General features: G+C 59.3%; 16 protein-coding genes, 1 pseudogene and 1 riboswitch. Of the genes and pseudogenes, 5 read left to right on the forward strand and 12 right to left on the reverse strand.

The features are described from left to right. Window positions 1–50 precede the first annotated feature (50 nt). Window positions 51–494 carry a hypothetical protein gene (locus ACFXS9_RS16705; RefSeq protein ID WP_057849547.1) on the forward strand — a complete coding sequence of 148 codons (444 nt, stop codon included), beginning with the start codon at window positions 51–53 and terminating at the stop codon, window positions 492–494. A gap of 100 nt (window positions 495–594) precedes the next feature. Here ACFXS9_RS16705 and ppk2 read toward each other — a convergent pair. From ppk2 to ACFXS9_RS16725, 4 genes and pseudogenes are all read right to left on the reverse strand, one after another. After that, window positions 595–1,320: pseudogene (gene ppk2, locus ACFXS9_RS16710) on the reverse strand (polyphosphate kinase 2); the annotation flags it as partial. A gap of 979 nt (window positions 1,321–2,299) precedes the next feature. After that, window positions 2,300–2,644 (reverse strand): putative addiction module antidote protein, encoded by a 345-nt coding sequence (locus ACFXS9_RS16715; RefSeq protein ID WP_392690436.1) that lies wholly within the window; start codon window positions 2,642–2,644, stop codon window positions 2,300–2,302. A 71-nt stretch (window positions 2,645–2,715) separates the two neighbouring features. Next, window positions 2,716–3,474: an outer membrane protein gene (locus tag ACFXS9_RS16720; RefSeq protein ID WP_392690438.1), complete on the reverse strand. Its 759-nt coding sequence runs from the start codon at window positions 3,472–3,474 to the stop codon at window positions 2,716–2,718. A 408-nt stretch (window positions 3,475–3,882) separates the two neighbouring features. Next, window positions 3,883–4,389: a hypothetical protein gene (locus tag ACFXS9_RS16725; RefSeq protein ID WP_392690439.1), complete on the reverse strand. Its 507-nt coding sequence runs from the start codon at window positions 4,387–4,389 to the stop codon at window positions 3,883–3,885. Window positions 4,390–5,744: 1,355 nt separating this feature from the next. Between ACFXS9_RS16725 and ACFXS9_RS16730 the strand changes: the two genes are divergently transcribed. Next, a complete protein-coding gene (locus tag ACFXS9_RS16730) occupies window positions 5,745–7,310 on the forward strand; it encodes an MASE4 domain-containing protein (RefSeq protein ID WP_392690440.1) in 1,566 nt (521 codons plus the stop codon). 23 nt (window positions 7,311–7,333) lie between these two features. Here ACFXS9_RS16730 and ACFXS9_RS16735 read toward each other — a convergent pair whose 3' ends face one another. From ACFXS9_RS16735 to ACFXS9_RS16745, 3 genes are all read right to left on the reverse strand, one after another. After that, entirely contained in the window at window positions 7,334–7,648 is a 315-nt protein-coding gene (locus tag ACFXS9_RS16735) for a response regulator transcription factor (protein WP_392699821.1), read from the reverse strand. Between the two features lie 1,156 nt (window positions 7,649–8,804). After that, a complete protein-coding gene (locus tag ACFXS9_RS16740) occupies window positions 8,805–9,254 on the reverse strand; it encodes a hypothetical protein (protein ID WP_392690441.1) in 450 nt (149 codons plus the stop codon). 159 nt (window positions 9,255–9,413) lie between these two features. Beyond that, a riboswitch (SAM-I-IV-variant riboswitch) is annotated at window positions 9,414–9,513 on the reverse strand. 381 nt (window positions 9,514–9,894) lie between these two features. Then, on the reverse strand, window positions 9,895–10,527 hold the full coding sequence (locus ACFXS9_RS16745) for a recombinase family protein (protein WP_392690442.1): 633 nt from the start codon (window positions 10,525–10,527) through the stop codon (window positions 9,895–9,897). Between the two features lie 410 nt (window positions 10,528–10,937). Between ACFXS9_RS16745 and ACFXS9_RS16750 the strand changes: the two genes are divergently transcribed. Beyond that, entirely contained in the window at window positions 10,938–11,129 is a 192-nt protein-coding gene (locus tag ACFXS9_RS16750; protein WP_057855715.1) for a hypothetical protein, read from the forward strand. 623 nt (window positions 11,130–11,752) lie between these two features. On the opposite strand, the gene ACFXS9_RS16755 is transcribed toward ACFXS9_RS16750, so the two are convergent. The 3 genes from ACFXS9_RS16755 to ACFXS9_RS16765 form a co-directional block, all read right to left on the reverse strand. Next, a complete protein-coding gene (locus ACFXS9_RS16755; protein WP_392690444.1) occupies window positions 11,753–12,502 on the reverse strand; it encodes an SDR family oxidoreductase in 750 nt (249 codons plus the stop codon). A 187-nt stretch (window positions 12,503–12,689) separates the two neighbouring features. After that, complete coding sequence (locus ACFXS9_RS16760; protein ID WP_392690446.1) at window positions 12,690–13,175, reverse strand: SRPBCC family protein; 486 nt, start codon at window positions 13,173–13,175, stop codon at window positions 12,690–12,692. After that, window positions 13,172–13,489, reverse strand: coding sequence for an ArsR/SmtB family transcription factor (locus tag ACFXS9_RS16765; RefSeq protein ID WP_392690448.1), 318 nt, complete (start codon window positions 13,487–13,489; stop codon window positions 13,172–13,174). Before ACFXS9_RS16765 ends, ACFXS9_RS16760 begins: the two co-directional genes overlap by 4 nt. Window positions 13,490–13,660: 171 nt before the next feature. Between ACFXS9_RS16765 and ACFXS9_RS16770 the strand changes: the two genes are divergently transcribed. Both ACFXS9_RS16770 and ACFXS9_RS16775 read left to right on the forward strand, forming a co-directional pair. After that, on the forward strand, window positions 13,661–13,900 hold the full coding sequence (locus tag ACFXS9_RS16770) for a type II toxin-antitoxin system Phd/YefM family antitoxin (protein WP_392690450.1): 240 nt from the start codon (window positions 13,661–13,663) through the stop codon (window positions 13,898–13,900). Window positions 13,901–14,147: 247 nt separating this feature from the next. After that, window positions 14,148–14,891, forward strand: coding sequence for a sulfite exporter TauE/SafE family protein (locus ACFXS9_RS16775; RefSeq protein WP_392690452.1), 744 nt, complete (start codon window positions 14,148–14,150; stop codon window positions 14,889–14,891). 500 nt (window positions 14,892–15,391) lie between these two features. Here ACFXS9_RS16775 and ACFXS9_RS16780 read toward each other — a convergent pair whose 3' ends face one another. Together ACFXS9_RS16780 and ACFXS9_RS16785 are read right to left on the reverse strand one after the other, a co-directional pair. Then, window positions 15,392–15,736 (reverse strand): hypothetical protein, encoded by a 345-nt coding sequence (locus ACFXS9_RS16780; protein WP_028345464.1) that lies wholly within the window; start codon window positions 15,734–15,736, stop codon window positions 15,392–15,394. Window positions 15,737–16,041: 305 nt separating this feature from the next. Then, a complete protein-coding gene (locus ACFXS9_RS16785) occupies window positions 16,042–16,998 on the reverse strand; it encodes an alpha/beta hydrolase (RefSeq protein WP_392690454.1) in 957 nt (318 codons plus the stop codon). Window positions 16,999–17,388: the final 390 nt, after the last annotated feature.

The following is a 17,388-nucleotide window of genomic DNA, read 5'->3' on the forward strand; positions in this document are numbered from 1 at the left end:
AGGCTATCCCAAGCCTGTGGTGGTCTCTCCCAACAGCGATGGAGGAGAACATGCGCACCCTCAGAATGGCATTCGTAGGCGGATTCGCCGGAGCCTTGATGGCCAGCAACATGGCGACGCTCCAGGCGGCTCCTTTGCCGACCAATGTGGCAACCATGAAATCAATGGTTGGCGACAGTGCGATCCAGGTCCGCTGGGGCGGCTGGCGGGGCGGCGGCTGGGGACACAGGGGTTTCGGAGGCTGGGGCTATCGAGGTCGGGGTTGGGGAGCGGGCGCGTTTGCTGGTGCCCTAATCGGTGGCGCGATCGCGAGCAGCGCATATGGCTATTATGGGGGCGGCCCGTATTACGGCGGCTATTACCCCGTCGGCCCGTATTACGGCGGCTACAGCTACTATCCGGTCGACTATAGTTGGGAAGCAATCCAGGAACCCGGGACCGCTAGCTTCTACCGACCTTACGGATACGGCGGACGGCCTTGGGGCTATTGGTAAGCGGGAATTCTGACGGCGTCCCGGCACTGCTGATTTTCACGAGAATGGTGGCTCGGATTGTCGCATATGGATTCCTGACGCAGTAAAACCGCCCGCGGCATTAGTAGTGGCTGGGGATCACCTGGCCTGCGCTCAGGCCCTCCGTAGCATCCTTGGGCCGCCGCTGCGCCTTGGGGATCTTGGGAAGTTCTATGTCGATCTTCTTATAAGGGATGCTGTCGAGCAGATGCCGGATCAGGTTTAGCCGAGCGCGGCGCTTGTTGTCAGCCGGCACGATGTGCCATGGCGCCCATGACGTGTGGGTGGCCTCGATCATGCGCTGGTAGGCCATCGTGTAATCCCACCAGCGCCGCACCGATTCAGTGTCCATCGGACTCAGCTTCCAGTGTCTCATCGGGTCTTTGATCCTGGCCTCGAAACGGCGCCGCTGCTCGTCCTGGCTGACATCGAGAAAGTACTTGCGCAGGATGATACCGTTGTTGACGATCATCTCCCGCTCGACCACAGGGACCATCGTTAGGAACCGCTCGTACTCCTCGTCGGTGCAAAAGCCCATCACTCGCTCAACCCCGGCCCGGTTGTACCATGAGCGGTCGAAGAGGACGACCTCGCCCGCCGCCGGGAATTGCGCGATGTAGCGCTGGATGAAAACTTGGGACTTCTCGCGGTCGGAGGGGGCGGGCAGTGCCACGTGGCGGTAGACGCGCGGGCTGGTGCGTGCGGTGATCCGGCTGATCACGCCGCCCTTGCCCGCCGTGTCCCGGCCTTCGAAGACCACAATGACGCGTTCTCCCTTCTCTTTGACCCAAGTTTGCAGGCGGCTTAGAGTTGGGCACCGCGTCATTCGCTTGCTTCGGAACTGCAGCCCAGTGATTTTCTCACGCCAGATACTCAATAAGTGCAGCTACGCGGGCTCGGCATCAGATCGTGGCCTTGTCGTCAGCAACTCAAGCAGCCAGTTCTGAGTCCTTGCCGCGAGGCGATACCTAGGCCGGTCAGGCCGCGCTTGCTCGATCAAGCGAAGAAAGCGGGCGGTGAAGCTGGGGAACTTCACCGCCCTTCCCTTCCGACGGAGGGGGCGTATTCCATCGAAAGGTAACCGGAGGGAGCGAGCCTTGGGGCCCGCGCGGCCCTCCGACCGAAGCCTGCTCGCTCGTGGTGACGCCCAGCGGGAAAATCCTAATGGACCGAATGGGCGATGAGCGCACAGGCGAAGCCCACGACTAAGACGCCCGAAGCTATGACGGAGACCAGGTCAATTGACCAAGGGTGGCCGCCTCCGCCGATCAAATCGAAGTGTCGGGCGTGGCATTCGTCGCGATATGAATGAAGACGCATGGCAACTGCACTCCTCATGCGCAGTGGCACCATCGGCCTCATATGACCGGCCGCAAGGCGGGACATTGATCCACATCAAGCGTCCCGGTCCTGCGCGTCTGAAAGAATTCTTTCTCCGCCGATTTTCCCCTCCCCGGCTAGGTCGTCCGAGCGACACGCCCTTCGCAACCAACAATGATCCCAAAAAATTCGGTGAGATTAATTGTGCAACTTCGGGTGGATGCCATGCACTTTAGCCAATGGTGTCACATACGCGGCTGCTCAATGATCGTACGCGGCAATAGAGCCGACTGGAACTTGCGTGCGTGTGGGAATTGTTCAAGCTGGTCGCAACTGCGTTTCTGATTTCAATTGTCATTGATGCCGCCGTTTTCTCAATCTGGTGGTGGTTCATAAAGTGAGGTTGCTTCGACCTGTCCTATGACATCCGGCCGAACCTACCGGGAAGCGGTGCGTTGCCGTTCGCATCACCGTCCAGGCTCTCGGCAATTCGCAATTGGTTTCAAGCGCGCTGTTCCTGCGCCCCGGCGCACCGTGACATGCAATCGGAAGCCCATTGCGTCGAGAACATTCAAAACAGTCGTGAAGTTTGGTTTTTTTGGATCGCCCGCAAACGCACGATGAATGCTCGGCCTCGCAAGCCCAGATTTCTGCGCAAGTTCAGAGATATTGTACAGATGGGTGGCGGTACCAATGGCGTGACAAATTTCGGCGATATCCGCCTTTGCGAGGGCTCGATTTATGCAATCGGCAGCGGCTTGCCTTTGGTTCGATTGTGGGCGGGTCGCGGGCCTGACGGATTTTCCAGCCATCGTAACCTCCAACAAAATAGGCCGGCATTTCTGCCGACCTACTTTACTGGAACAGACGTAATAGGACGAGGTCAGTATCTCGCTGCGACCGGTGCGCCGTAACCGCCGAAGCGGTAGTTGATGCGCAAGGTAACCATATCCACGTCCTGGCTGATCCGGTTGAGCGCACCGGCAACAATCGGATTGACGACCGAGAACGAATTATTGGCGTCGCCCATGAACAGGTGGTCGTATTCAACACCGAACGACCAGTTCGGTGCAAAGCCGTACTCAAATCCGATACCCACAACGCCACCCCAACGGGTCGCACTAGCCGAGGCCAGTTCAGCGCCGGTAATCGTGCTAAGAATGCTAAATTCGTTGCGCGTAACCGCCGCGCCGCCCTTTACGTAAAACAGCGCTGCGTTCCAGGCGTAGCCGATCTGGCCGGTAAAGAGGCCGATAGCATCGGTCGAGGTGCGAGTGGAGAACAGAGGATTGATAAGGCTGACGCGCTCGTTGGTGAGATCCGCCCAATCGCCCTGCGCTTCCAGGCCAAACACCCAGGTGCCGGCTTGCCAACGATAGCCTATCTGGCCGCCGACGAGGCCCCCGGACCGCTCGCGGCAGCCGTCACCGAAGACTACGCCAGCCACATCAACGAAATCCCAACAGTTGCGGCTCTGGCCCCAGCCACCGTTGGCGCCGATGTAGAAGCCGGTCCAGTCGTAAATCGGAGCCACCACCGGCGCGGGTGGCCGTGCCTTGACAGCCATATCAGCAGCCGACGCGGGGGCGGCCATGCCCAACAAGGCTAGTGATCCAATGGTAGCCAACAAAAGTTTTTTCATCGCAATTTCTCCATCCCCATCGCCTTGTCGCGACCGCCAAGTTGAATCGAACTTCCGAATTGCAACTGGAAGTTGCATGATTCTCCCGGAAAATCCGTGCCTTGAAGGCAACACTCCGTTTTTGAAATATGGCAAACCCGCGTCAGAATGATGGATGGGCACCTCTGCGCACAACGGCCCAAGGCCTTAGGGCGGGCGCACTTAAGTAGAAGCACGTCATAAAGAATGCTTAGCCTGACAGTTTTGGGCGAGGTAGACCACTTTTCTCAGTCGCTTGGCATTCGGTCTCGTCGGCTCAATATAGGAAGCCGCGCCGATGCGCGTCTGCTTGGCCGTGAATACAGATCTTGCGGAGAAGGTGTTCAGCGCCTAGGCGCGAGGAGCGCGAATGACCCATACCGGCGGTACTTAATTTTCGGGGGCTTCCCGAAATGGGCTTCCGGGCTTCGACGTCTTGCTTCTAAAGGTGCGGTCAATCGCCATTTGGCGAGCGCTAGGAGAGCAATCCCTCAGCTTCGTCAGCGCGTCGGTGACGGTCCGGCCCAATTGCCCAATCGCTTCATCAGTGAGGATCGATCTCGCGCTTCCGAGCCGGTCGACGCTGACATTCAGGACGGTCAGTGCCTCCTTGAGTCGCGCCAACTCGGGTTGAAGGGCCGAGCGTTCTCCTGCCTTGATCTCTTGAAGGGTGTTGCCGAGCGTCCTGACTTCCGCCGTCAGGTTTCGGATATTCGCCAGCACGTCTTTCTGCGGCAAGTCGACTTTCGACAGCACGGCCTCAGTCATCGTTGCAACGACGTTCTCGGCAAAATGGTTGATGCGCGCAATCGCGACGAGCACAACAATCGCGGCGACGATCACCAGGATCGCCGTCGCATTGATCAGCGCCAGCAGCAGCTGTCCAGGAGTCTCCACAGCCGCGCGGAAATCCCATTGCCATCGGGCTTGGCCATGATTGCCTCCTGTCGTTTCTGGTGCCGGGCTCGTCCTTATCCGCTCGGCGGGGCGGTGGCCGCGACCACACCGACGCGCTGCTTTGCGCAGGCTCTTTGATTTAAATCAATGCAGGCACTTTGGAATTGCATCCGCATAAGCATTCACCAGCCTCCGTGGAGTTTTGACCATGAGTGAACCTCAATCGGAAGCGATCTCCCGTCGAAGGGCTCTTTCTCTTTTCGGAAAAACTGCTGCCTTTCCCGTCCTAGCATCCACTGCCGCACTGACGGTTTCGGATGCTGAGGCTCAGACTGCTGGCATGGAGCGCCGTCAGGAGCGGCGTTCAGGACGGCACGAGCGACGTGACGAGCGGCGCACAGGGCGCACAGATCGACGCGAGGAGCGGCGCACGGGTACAACTACCGGCACAGGTACAGGTCCAGCTACCGGCACACCTAAGTAATTCCACTGCTCGGCGAACTCGCTAATCGAACCCGCTACGCAGCCACCGCCCCAACTGAAACGGCGGACGTCGCCGCTCGCCCTTTTGCGCTGTGAAACTTCCTGTAAATGAGGCCTGCTTATCACCGGGACTTTCCCGTTTCGCATCGACGATGAACCCTCCGGCATGTCCGGCACGTCGTTGGGATTACCGGGACCGGTTTCGGTTGCAGCTTGGGCAAGGCGCACCGGCTCCGCCGCAGATGCAGGCGCGATCACCAAGGAACGGACGATCCGGGTGGCTTTCACAAACCCACCGCCCGTTGTCGCACCTAGCGCAGAACTTTCATGGCTTCACCTCGAACGACAGCTCGGTGAAAACGGAACGGCGTGCCGCTTCGCCTCATGCTAGTTCGGCACGATGTTCACCGAGCCAGCAGCGCCGCAGACCAAACAGGCCAGAGTCCAGCAGACCTGAGTCCATGGACGATGTTGGGGCAGACTGTCCAACCTGACATCGGTCCTGCGACTGCAACCGTGGCACTGGATGTTGCAGGTGACGTGGCCGGATGCGATCCAGTCGGCGGGGTTGCCGGCGGGGAAATGCCAGACCAGCGATTGTATCGTCGTCGTTGCATAAGGGCATGAGAGCGCCACGCGATCTGGTTGGCAAATTATCAATCTATTGGGGATGGGGGCCGCCGAAAAACACGGTGTCTCGCGGCTGTGGACAGCTCTCGATTACAGAAAGGTGCGGCGCAACACAATCCACCGCCACAAAATGACAAACTATAATGCAGGCTGGCCGCCGCAGATGCGGCCCGGTGGACTCTTTCCACTCATTGCCGATATTCTCATATGTCGAGAGTCGAGCGGACGTCTTGGTGTTAACAATGATTTCGGAGCACCATGCAGCCACTACCCTGCTAACCGATCTGCCGCCGACAAGGCGTCAAACGCGGACGGCAATCGCCGTTGTGTTGGTAGCATTGGTCGCTTTTGCGGTAGTGGCCCCGTTTTCAGGCAAGCAGGCGGCGGTGCTCAATGCATTCTTTCCCTCACTCGACGCGATTGTTTTAATCACTGACCTTATTACCGCCGTTCTATTGTACGCCCAGTTTTCAGTTTCCCGTTCGCGCTCGCTCCTAGTATTGGCAAGCGGTTATTTGTTCACGGCATTGATCGTCATCCCTCATGCCCTCACGTTTTCGGGCGCTTTCTCCCCGACTGGACTCTTCGCTGCTGGCCTGCAGACCGGATCATGGCTTTTCATCTTCTGGCACATCGGCTTCGCGGCGGCCTTGTTGGGCTACGCAATGTCCAAGGACATGGAGCACAGGCTCGCTGCCGAAAGCGATGTTGTGCGAGAAATCAGCTGGAGCGCGGTTGCCGTAGTTGCGTTGGTGAGCGGAATTACATGGCTAACTACAGGAGGCGAGGCGCTGCTACCGCCCATCATTCTAGATGCATCCCGGATGAGTCCCTTCGTGATTTATCCAATCTGGTTCACCATCCTGATCACCGCTGCGGGACTTGTCATTCTGGTGTTCCGCCGACGTTCGGTGCTCGATCTTTGGCTCATTGTGGTGGCGGCAGTGTTCATTGGGGAACTAGCCTTCAGCGGCCTGCTACCGACCGTTCGGTTTAGTGTTGGCTTTTACGCGGGACGCGTGTTTTCGCTCATTACCTCGAGTATCGTCCTGATCGTGCTGCTTGCACAAACGACATTACTTTACGTTCATCTAGCTCGGTCGAACGCTCTGCTGCAGCGCGAGCGACACAACAAGCTCATGAGCATGGAAGCAATGGCCGCCTCGATCTCACACGAGTTAAATCAGCCGATAGGAGCAGCTCTACTGAACAGTGAGGCAGCGCTGATGTACCTTAAGTCAACGCCGCCAGAAATTGACGACTCCACGGAAGCGATTGAGAGCATTGTCGAGAGCTCCATGCAGGCCAAGGCAATCCTCAACAACCTTCGCACCCTGTTCGGAAAAGCGAAGCTGACCAAGGAACGTGTCGATCTAAACAGCCTCGGTCTTGAGGTGCTGAAAACGCTAAAACCGGAATTGCGAGGCCGTCTCAATATCAAAACTGAGTTGGCAAGCGAGTTGCCGCCCGTTCTCGGTCACAAAGGTCAGTTGCAAGAGGTTGTTGCGAACTTAATACACAATGCGGTCGACGCAATGGCCTCAGAAGTTGCGCCTCGGGAACTGATTGTGCGGACAGAACGAGAAGCCAACAACAGGGTCGCAATCGCCGTCGAAGATACAGGCCCAGGTATCAGTCCGCAGAATACTGAAACTATCTTCGATGCCTTCGTTACGACGAAACCGACTGGTATGGGTTTGGGACTCGCCATTAGCAAGATGATTGTCGAGCGTCACGAGGGTGCATTGTCTGTTTCGAGCGCGATCCCGCACGGAGCCGTCTTCAGGGTAACATTGCCGGCGGCATAGCGGCGACTAAGGCGTGACAGCCCTCACAGTGCGTTAGAGCATGTCCCCAGCGGGTGCCCCGCAACCTTCTTAAGCGGCTCAATCAGCTCGTGCGTTGAGAATGGCTTAGTTAGAAACGCGACGCATCCAGAGTCCAGTGCAGCCTTGCGAACTGCGGAGCTTTCGTTCCCGGTCATGTGAATAACCGGCACGGAAACCCCGTCGGCTTTGAGACGATGCCTCAGTTCGATACCCGATCCGTCGTTCAGGTTAATGTCGAGGATGAGGCAAGCCTCCTTCTCAAAATCGGTGTGGTTCGCGAAGTCCGATGCTGATGGTGCGTTCTTCGCTCGGTGTATCCTTCATCGCGCCAAGTCAACAGGACAAACAGGCTTACCGTTCTTAGAAGGACGCCAAGCGGAGCAAATTGGTCGATTGATATAGATCAATAGTACAGACCTGAAGAGCATGGTGAACCATAACCGTGGAGGTCCTATGAAGAAATTCAGAGCAAAGAATGCGGTTTTGGCTGCCGTATTCGCGTGTGGAACGATGGGAACGATAGAGTTACCAACGGAAGGAAATCTTTCGTATCGTCTCATCCATTCAGGCGTCGCGATTTCGACATCCACGGCCGTCACCAATGGAGCAATTGGACCTGTCCGTCGTGCTCCCTGCGCGCTCATCCGGTATTATGTCGCTAAATACACTGCCGCCGCTGCTGAGGCGTGGGCTCGAAGTAAGGGCGCGACTGAGGCAGAAATTCAGACCGCTCGGCGATGCATCAAGTTCCAGCCGACAGTGCTTTTTGGCTAACCCGTCCAGCGGCTGGACCGTCACGCGAGGAGTGCTCTGTATTTCGTCGAGCCAGTGGAATTACTTACCTGTGCCGGTAGTTGTACCTGTACCCGTGCCGGTAGTTGTACCTGTGCGCCGCTCCTCACGTCGCTCTGTGCGGCCCGTGCGAAGGCTGAGAGGCGATGGCAGTGCCCTAAGCACCGGATCATTGTCGCGCAACGCGCCAGCCGCGATCTCGAGAAGCTAGCTGTCGGTCAACTCCTCGAGGGGCTTGTCGCCGTACTCGACGGTTTGAGCAGCGCGCCCCTCGAGCCGGTCGATAACCTCGCGCGCGGTGGGTAGGTCGCCCTGTACAAAAAAGCTGTTTCACGTCGAAATTTTTCCCCTCCGTGGGTGTCCGTAACGTCCCTACCTGCTTCTTGATCCTTAGCGTCAGTCACTTGGCCATCTCAGCGTCGCCTGAGAGTCAGGGGAGCAGCATCCCTGTTGAGAGCCCGCGTTGAGGGATCTTCGGCTATCGCTCGATCCCCTTTTGCTCAAGCGCTTTTCTCTTTTGCCTTTTCCTTTGCTCGATGACCCACAACCACGCAAAACCAATGGCGAAGACCACCATGACGATCAAAATGGCATACTCTATCATTGGAGTGCCCTGAGCTAATGTTCACCGATCAAGATTGCGGTTCGCTGTCTCATTCGGGCCTTGATCCACATCAAGAACTACTCGCCTTCCACGATCTTGACCGGCAGCTTGAGAGCAATCAGCCGCGCCTGCAGAAGGGACAGCGAAAGCATGTCCTTCGCATTGACGTAATGGGTGTTGTCGCCGGGATGGGACCCTACATTGAATTCGAGGAGCGGTCCGCGCCCAGAGGCGCGCTCCGGGCCGAGATCAATTGTTTTCAGCAGGTGATAAGCCCTCGCGAGCGGTCCGCCTGTGATGTCAAACCAATCCTCCCAGTAGCGCCTTTGGACCGGCTTGTCGAAATCCCCCGGTTCAATGCAGTGAGAGGAACAGATCTTCTCCACCTCATTGTCGGTCCGATGCGGAATGCCCTCGCGGATAAAGAATTGACGCCAGGTCGGCGGGGGTGGCGCGAACCTCCACGGGCCAAGCGTAAGTTGATAGCCCTCGCCGGGAATCTCATGCCAATACATGGTGTCGACCACCTGCGAAGGTGACGCCAACAGAGGCTGACTCGTCCGGTGAATGAAGGAACGGGCATCCCTTACGAACGCCGTCGTCAGGACAGCACCGGCACCGATTAGAAATCCACGTCGAGATTGCAGCATAAACAATCCTCCAGAATGGCACACGCATCTGGAGGACTGGCGACCTACTGTTGCCCATGCGGGCCACATCGTCGTGCCACCGTTGCCGGTCTAAGGCTGGTTGGCGGAGCCGTCAGGCCCTCTCAGGATGTAAGGCATCGCTACCATAGGCACTCGTAGTGTCAACGTGAGGAACAGAACAGTGGCAAAACGGTTCTCAAACCGAAAATTTTTCCCTCCGCGGGATGGTAGCGCAAATGAATGCTTTGCTTCACTTCCAACGGCTTTCAGGCGGGCTCGGAACGACCGCGGAGCCAGAGTTCGCCTGAGGCGAATACACCACTGCCCGTACCGATAATACGAAAACCGGGGTGGGTTTTGGGGAATGGCGGATTTGCCGGGGGTATTTGTTCAAATAAGCATGCTTCTCTCGGAAATTTTCCCCTCCGGTGGGCCGAGCCAAGGTACCTGGACGCGCTTTTCCAGATTCAATGCACATCGAGAAACTGTTCACGCCAGCGAAAACAACCAACTAGGTTCATGCCTTGAGGCCGAGGCGGTCGAGTAAGCGCGCAACCGTCATCGGCTGCCATCGACCTCCTCGCGATGTCTCGACACCTTGCTCGTTGAGCGCGGCGGCGATCCTCCGGGTCGACAGGTGTTTGATCGGCTCGACGATATCGCGCAACGACTCGGCGTGCTGGTCGGCGGCCTGCCTGTTCGTTGCGGCAGCAGTCGGGCTACCGAGCTTAACACCTCTGGCTTTCGCTGCCGCTGCTTTTGTTCTAGCCGAGATCATGCGACGTTCCTGCTCTGCAAGAGCTGCGTAGATGTGCAAGAGGAAGGGGGCGGCCCCTGGCAGCTCAGCCACGACAAACGGCACCTTGCGCGACATCAGGCCGGAGATGAAATGCACGTCACGCGACAGCCGGTCGAGCTTAGCGACGACGATCGAGCATTTTAGCTTGCGAGCCGCCTCCAGCGCGGCGGCGAGTTGCGGGCATCGATCAAGCGCGTCCGCTCCCTTGCCCGTCTCCACCTCGACGAACTCGGCGGTGATCTCGACCCCCTCGACATCGGCAAAGCGCGCGCAGGCGGCACGCTGCGCCTCAATGCCGAGACCAGAACGCCCTTGCTTTAGGGTTGAAACCCTGAGGTAAGAAACCGCCATGAGAATAAAGTCCCATTATCGTCACAGGTAATAGCACGTAATTGCAGGATCAAAAAACCTTCGCTGCGCAGCGCGGACGGTGCGATCGTGTTCTGCTGGCGAACCCCACGGTTTGTCTGGTGGCCACCCCGGTCCGTCGTTCTCTCCGTGGACGGGTAGCAAGCGGGCTGGGGTCGCGCCACAAACCGACAACCCACACTGTCCCATAGGACAATATCACCAGACAAATTAGTGAGTACGATTGCGGAGCCGGTCAGCTCATAGGTCAGAGGTCCGCTTCCCGATCGTTCAGTTAGTCCGTCATCGCCGGCTCATTCAGCGCGATATCGTCGTACTAAATCCGGCGGGTCTAGCTGAACAAGACTCTCAAGCTTGCATTTAAGCGCCCGCGTGGTGCAGAGGAGGATACGATGGCCGAAATAAATAAACTCTCCGTCGGTAAGGTCCTCGAGAAGCTGCGCCGCAATGACGCGCCGAAAAAATCGAAGATGATGCGGCTTGAAGAGGAAGCTGAAAAGATGGACGAAGAGATACAGCGCTTGAGAGCGGCAACACGACGGCTCAAGTCTGGACCGCGAGCTGGCACTACGGGGCGCGATTGAGATTTCCTAACACTTGCGGCGGCAGAGACGCTGGCCGCTCCAATATTGCCGCCCGACCACGGCAATTTCGCGCCCGGAAATCCTTCTACGAGAGCCAATTGACAACAATCGAATTGGCGTTTGCCGATGTCCGCTCACCGCCGTTCCCTCCGGGCGTAAACGCTGGGTACGTACATCACACAGCCAGCAGCAAGCAATCAGCGGGGCTGTATTTGTGACTCTGGGGGAAACGCTTATTCGAAAGACCACAGCTCGTAATTGGCTTGGCAGAGCCCCACGCCGAACTCTTCAGATCGAAGCCAACGCATGCGCCATGGCTGATGGGACATTCGGCCGAGAGGCCGCCTGGAGTTAGCGGTCGGAGAGTGACCTCCAGGCCAGGCAATCGGAATACGTGCAAATCGAGTATAGAATTTGAGCTGGTTACCCAGTTGCCCTTGAGTGAAATCCAGAGGCGCCGCTCCTTCTTGCCCCTCGACTTGTCCCTCGGACGAAATTGCAACGAAAACCTCTTGATATCTTAATACTTTAGTACGAGAGTTAGAATCTCTCCGAGCGCGCCACTTCTCTGGAAATGCGAACGCCAGCGGTCGCCGATTCCATACTCGATGCGGCGATCCTTTCTATGGAGTAGCCGGCGATCTCTGATCGGGCTTGAGTTTCTCGAACAGAGCGCTCCAACTCTCCCGCCGCGGGCCCTTGCCCCACACGATTTCGAACGTCACCCGCGAGGCGCTGGGATGCTGCATCGCTTCGACAAACGCCTCCGCGACATCGGTGCGGGCAATCCGGTGGCGAGGCGCCAGCGCGAGGGCGTCCTGACCCACAATGACGGCGTGCTCGCCGCCGGGGCGGTCGAGAAGGAAGCCCACGCGTATGATCGTATAGTCCAGGCCGCTGGCACGAACTTCTTCCTCGACGCGCCGGCGCCAGACGAGCGTGTTCCTCTTGAGGAGGTTGAGCAGGGCGCCTGCCAGGGAGGGCGTCGCGATGCCAATCGAGTTGAGATAGACGAAGCGGCCCGCAAGCCCGGCTTGCCGTGCAGCGGCGAGCGTATCCACCACGCCCTGATAATCGGTCGCCTTCACGAGACTTTCAGGCGCGTAACGTCCGCTCGGCGCGCCTGCCGTGAAGATGATGTGGTCAACCTTTGCGACCGCCGGGGCAAGCGTGTCCGCCTTGGTGAGGTCCCCGGCGATCACCTCAAAGGAGGCGCCGAGTTCGGCTGCGGCTCTCGCCGGATCGCGCGCCAGCACCCGAACATGGAAGCCCCGCTCATGCAGCAGGCGCGCGATCAGGAGCCCGGTGCCTTTTGTGCCGCCGATGACCAGGACGCGGCTTTTGCCGTCTCGCTCATCGGGCCTCCGGTTCAAGCGCTCTCCGCCGCGACGCGCGTGGCCAGGAAGAAATGGAACGCCACAGTGAGCAACGAGACGATCGCAGCGTAGTATGGCATGGCAAATCCTATGCTGAACCAGCCTGACCAGCTCGGCCCGGCGACCACTCGCGGTCTTCGGGCCGATTCACGGTCCCTGCTCCGAGCCGGTTGGCATGCCGCCGTCAGGCCTTGCGGGCCAACAGGTCGGCATACCGCTTGAGGTACAGCGGCCAACCCTGATCGCCGGCAACTCCGTCGCGCTCGCTCTCCCAGCCTTTGCCGTGGCGCTCCAGATTCCGGTGCTCGATCTCGACGCGGGTGCGGTCAGCCGTCTCGGCGGTGAAGCGCACTTCCCACTCGCTGGTCCTGTCCGGATCGGTCTCGATCTGCCATTGCGGGCTGATGTCCCAGCTCAGGAGCACCCGGTCGGGCGGCTCGTAGGCCAGCACGCGCGCCCAGCGGCACTCGCTGCCGTCGACACCACGATCATAGAGGTAGCCGCCGACCCGAGGCTCGAACACCGTCTCGGCAATCGGGACAGCGAGCATGTTGTGCTCAGGCGGTTTGAAACTGCCGAAGTCCTCGGTGAAGACCTTGAATGCACGCTCGATCGGCGCCTCGACCACGACGGACTGCTTCACGGACGCAACTGATATGTCAGCGTTCATTGTGACTCCTCTGGTGGTTGCTCGACGGCGACCTTGTAGGCCGCCAGCGTTTTGCTCCAGAACCGGTCGAGCCAAGCACGCATCTGGCCAAGCCCGTGTGGATCGATGTGGTAGACATTGCTCGCACCCTTCGGCTCGGAACGAACCAGGCGCGCTTCGCGCAGCACCTTGAGGTGCTGGGAAACAGCCGACTGCGAGACCGAAACCTGCCGGGTAATCTCCGCGACTGAGCGCGGGTGCTCTGCGATTAGCTCGAATATCGCGCGGCGGGTCGGGTCGCCAAGGGAGGCCAACTGGGCGCTATTAACAGTCATAACTTATGATTAGTACAAACTGATGATATTGTCAATCGGAGCGGCTCGCAGCGTGCGGGGCGCGACGCGGCAGCGTTCGGCGGTTCGAATTGAGGGTTTAATGGAGTTCGACCGGCACTACGGGTTTCCTTGATCTCATCCGCGACGGCTCGCACAATTCGGAAATCCGGAGTGAAGGAAGTTCCGCTATCCGAGATCAAGGATGATCTGTCTCGCTTTCTTCGAGAAGCTGAGACGCAGGAGATCGTCATCACGCGCCATGGCAAGCCTGCAGGCGTGCTGATCGGCTTCGAGTCGGAAGAGGACTGGTTCGAGTACCGTCTCGAACATGACCCCGCGCTTCCTTCGTCGCATCGAACAGGCGCGAAACAGCCTGCGCGCGGGACGTGGCACCAGGCTCGAGGACATTGAAACCGAATAGCGGCATGTGCACGCTTCCCGTCGGAGCGCGCGCAAAGGTCGGCAAGTTGTCGGATGGGATAGCGTGGACTCGCGCACGACATCATCGCGCCACGGCGAAGCAATAGTGCCCATCTTCATCGGCCGTGGCGCGCCACGCCGAAGCAGACTGGATCACCACCACGACTGGAGCACCTGTTCGATATAACATGTCTAAAGCACGTGACCACGTGCCACCCAGGCTGGGGATTGCCAATCGATGGACGTTCAGTTTCTCATTCTGATCGCGATCGGCTTTGTCGCGCAAATGGTCGACGGGGCCCTTGGCATGGCGTTCGGAGTGATCGCAAGCTCAAGCCTGATTGCCACGGGGGCTTCTCCCGCCATTGCCAGTGCAGCCATTCATGCCGCGGAAGTCGTCACCACCGCGATTTCGGGCGTTTCGCATGTCTGGAACAAGAACATTGACTGGAGATTATTCTTCAAGGTGACGATCGCCGGCGTCTGCGGCGGTGTCTTCGGCGCTTATGTGCTGACCGGTATTCCCGAAACCATCGTCAAGCCTGTTGTCACAGTTTATCTGAGCGCCATGTCAGTGCTGATCCTCGCACGCGTGGCCGGATGGAAGCTGGATCAGTGGCGGCCGCCGACACCACTCGTGGGCGCTGGCGGCGGCTTTCTGGACGCCATCGGGGGCGGCGGCTGGGGACCGCTGGTCGTCGCGACGCTGGTTGCCGCCGGCGACAATCCACGTCGCACGGTGGGTTCGGCGAATGTGGCCGAATTCTTTGTCACTCTGAGCGTTTCAGCCGCCTTTCTGACGAAGCTGGATTTCGCGCTCTATGGCCAGCTCGCGCTCGGACTTATCATCGGCGGCGCGCTGGCTGCACCCCTTGCCGGCTATCTCTTGCGCATCCTGTCACCGCGCGTCACGTTGATCTTGGTTGGCATAGTCCTTGCGGCACTCAGCCTCGTGAACTTGGCAGGCCTTTTCTTGCAGTGACCAGGATGGCCGCGCCTCAATCGGCCGCGGCGCGCCACCTCGAGCCTGACGGGCACGCCGAGCCCCTCATAGCCAAACCTCGAAGACAAGCGACATTCCGCGATCAGGAACAAATCCAGATGATCGCGACCGCAATCGGGATACCCAAACCAAGTGCGCCGAAAATCGCCGGGACGAAATCGGACAGCAGGCGTACGCCAGATGATGACATGACGTTGCTCCTTGGAGCCCCGCGAGCCTCTGCTCGCCCCCAAGATGAACGGTCAATCGCGCCCTCGAACTACGGTCCGTGGCGACCCTTTATGGGCGGCAATGTTGGGGCGTTATGGTTAACAAGAGGTTAATCCAGATAAGCAGGCGCGAGTGCTGCACAGCTCGTTTCGATTGAAGTTCCGAAACGCGCGTCATGCCGTCATCATCGGCCGAGCCTCCCGGTTCGGCCCGCCCGCCTTCAAGGAATGGCGCTAGGCGCCATTCCTCTTCAGCGGCGCAGGCGCCGATCAGAACGAGCAGCCATAGGCCGTGAGCGATGCCTTCGTCGCGTCCAGGGTCTGCTTACAGGTCGCTTCCATGGTCGCCTTGGTCGATGGGTTCTTGGCCATGTCGACCCACGCCTTGCGCGTCTGGTCGATCTGCGTCTTGTACATCGCGCGCTGTGCCTCGGGGACCTTGGAGACGACGCAGGCGTCATACTTGGTCAGGAAGTCGTCGCAGGAGGCGATGCCCGTGCTCTGCGCATGAGCCGTAGTGACGCCCGCGAGCAAGGCGACGCCCGCCGCGAGTGATAGCACCTGTCGATGGTTCGCGCGCGAACCTGCCGCGGCCTTGGATGTTGCTTGACGCATGATTTTTATTCCTCTGTAACAACTGAACAATCTGATCGCCGGCAAACGCCCGCTGTCGCCCAGATCTCCCCCGATCGACTCGCAAAGCATCGCGCGCCGACAACCGGTCGGCGTTGCGGACGTTGAGCAATCAAGCGTTGAGCAGTTCGAGGCGAGACCGGGCACCACCGTGCCGGCCACGAATAATTGTTCCGTCAATTTGGCGAGATTATGGGTGACGACACCGTGACGTTGTGATGGCCGCTTGCCGGCGATGGACGGGCGCCATCATGTTGCCGTGCGACGCCGTTGCGCCGAAAGCGAGCTCACGCGGCCGAGGTATCGATCGAGCGGCGTATCACCTTCCGTACCTCGGCATTGGATAGAAACAGATCGTGGTTGATGATGCCCCAGCCTGAATCGGACGCATCGATGACGCGCACGCCGAGCTGCTCGATAGTGGCCTTCTCGGCGGCGCCGACCCGCGTCATCCCGCCGGCCAATCGTCCCGACAACGCAAGCGCGCGATCGTTCGTCGAGGCGACGACGGTAATCTTGCGGGTGAGTGGTCCGATGTTCTGTGTCGCCGAAGTGAACACATCCATATCGATGTCCGGTGAGGCGAATACCACGGCCCCGATCTTGCCGGCAACGCCGTCGCCATATCGCGCATAGAGCTGACGCAGCCCTTCGAGGGTCAGCATGGTCCCCATGCTGTGCGCGACGATGTGAACGCGGCCGACGCTCGGGGCGGTGGCGAGGGAATGCAGCACGCGCTCGAAGGCGTCGCGGGAGTACATCGCACTGTCGCGGTCATAGGCATAGTCGAACAGTCCGGCCTTGGACGGCCAGGAGAAGACCATTGTCTGGCCGCGGAATCGAACGCCATCAGCGAGGTGCGCGGCATCGAGCGCCGCCGTCTCGAACGTCTGTTTGAAACCGTGCACGTAGATCAGCACGTCCGAGCCGCCGCTGGTTTGCCCGAGAAGATCACCGACCTCTCCCGATACCGGCTCGACCGTATCGAGACGCCAATCGCCTAGTCCGGCTGCGGCGAGCGAGAAACGATTCTCGTTGGGCGGCACCAGCTTTGCCCGTGCCACGATCATCTTCGAAGCCCGCTCCGGCCCGAACCACGGTTTCGCTCGCCCGCCGCTCACCGGCTTGCGCGTGGTTGCGACCAGCAATGTCGGCTCCACCGAGAGCGACGAAGCGTCGTAACGCGCGCCCGTCGCGCCAAGGCTGGCGCATCCGCCGAGCGCAAGTGCGCTGGCCGAAGACACAATTCCGCGCAGGAACGCGCGGCGCGACCTAGAAGTCTCGTTTTGCTGCAAATGTCGGATGATCACGTAGGACCTTTGGGAACATTGCCCCGTAGCACCGCCCCGCACGTCTCCTGAATTAGGATGGCGAGAAAAGGGCGGGCCGATCGCTGACACGGTTTGTTTTGGATGGTTCCGGTTCCGTCGCGATCCTGTGATCGCGAGCCGGCGCGACGAAACCATTCTGCTCCGCCGCGAAGCGCTCCGGAAACAAAGAGCCGCTAGGGTCCCACCATCAAACAAGGGGTTAGATCATGTTGGTATCGGTCCTCAACCTCATCTACCGCGAGTTTCTCAAGCGTGCCCTTCCCGGCATGACACTACAGGGAGGAAGGCTATGACCGAGGTCGT

The sequence above is a fragment of the Bradyrhizobium sp. RDI18 genome, assembly GCF_043203335.1.
GTDB lineage: Bacteria > Pseudomonadota > Alphaproteobacteria > Rhizobiales > Xanthobacteraceae > Bradyrhizobium > Bradyrhizobium retamae.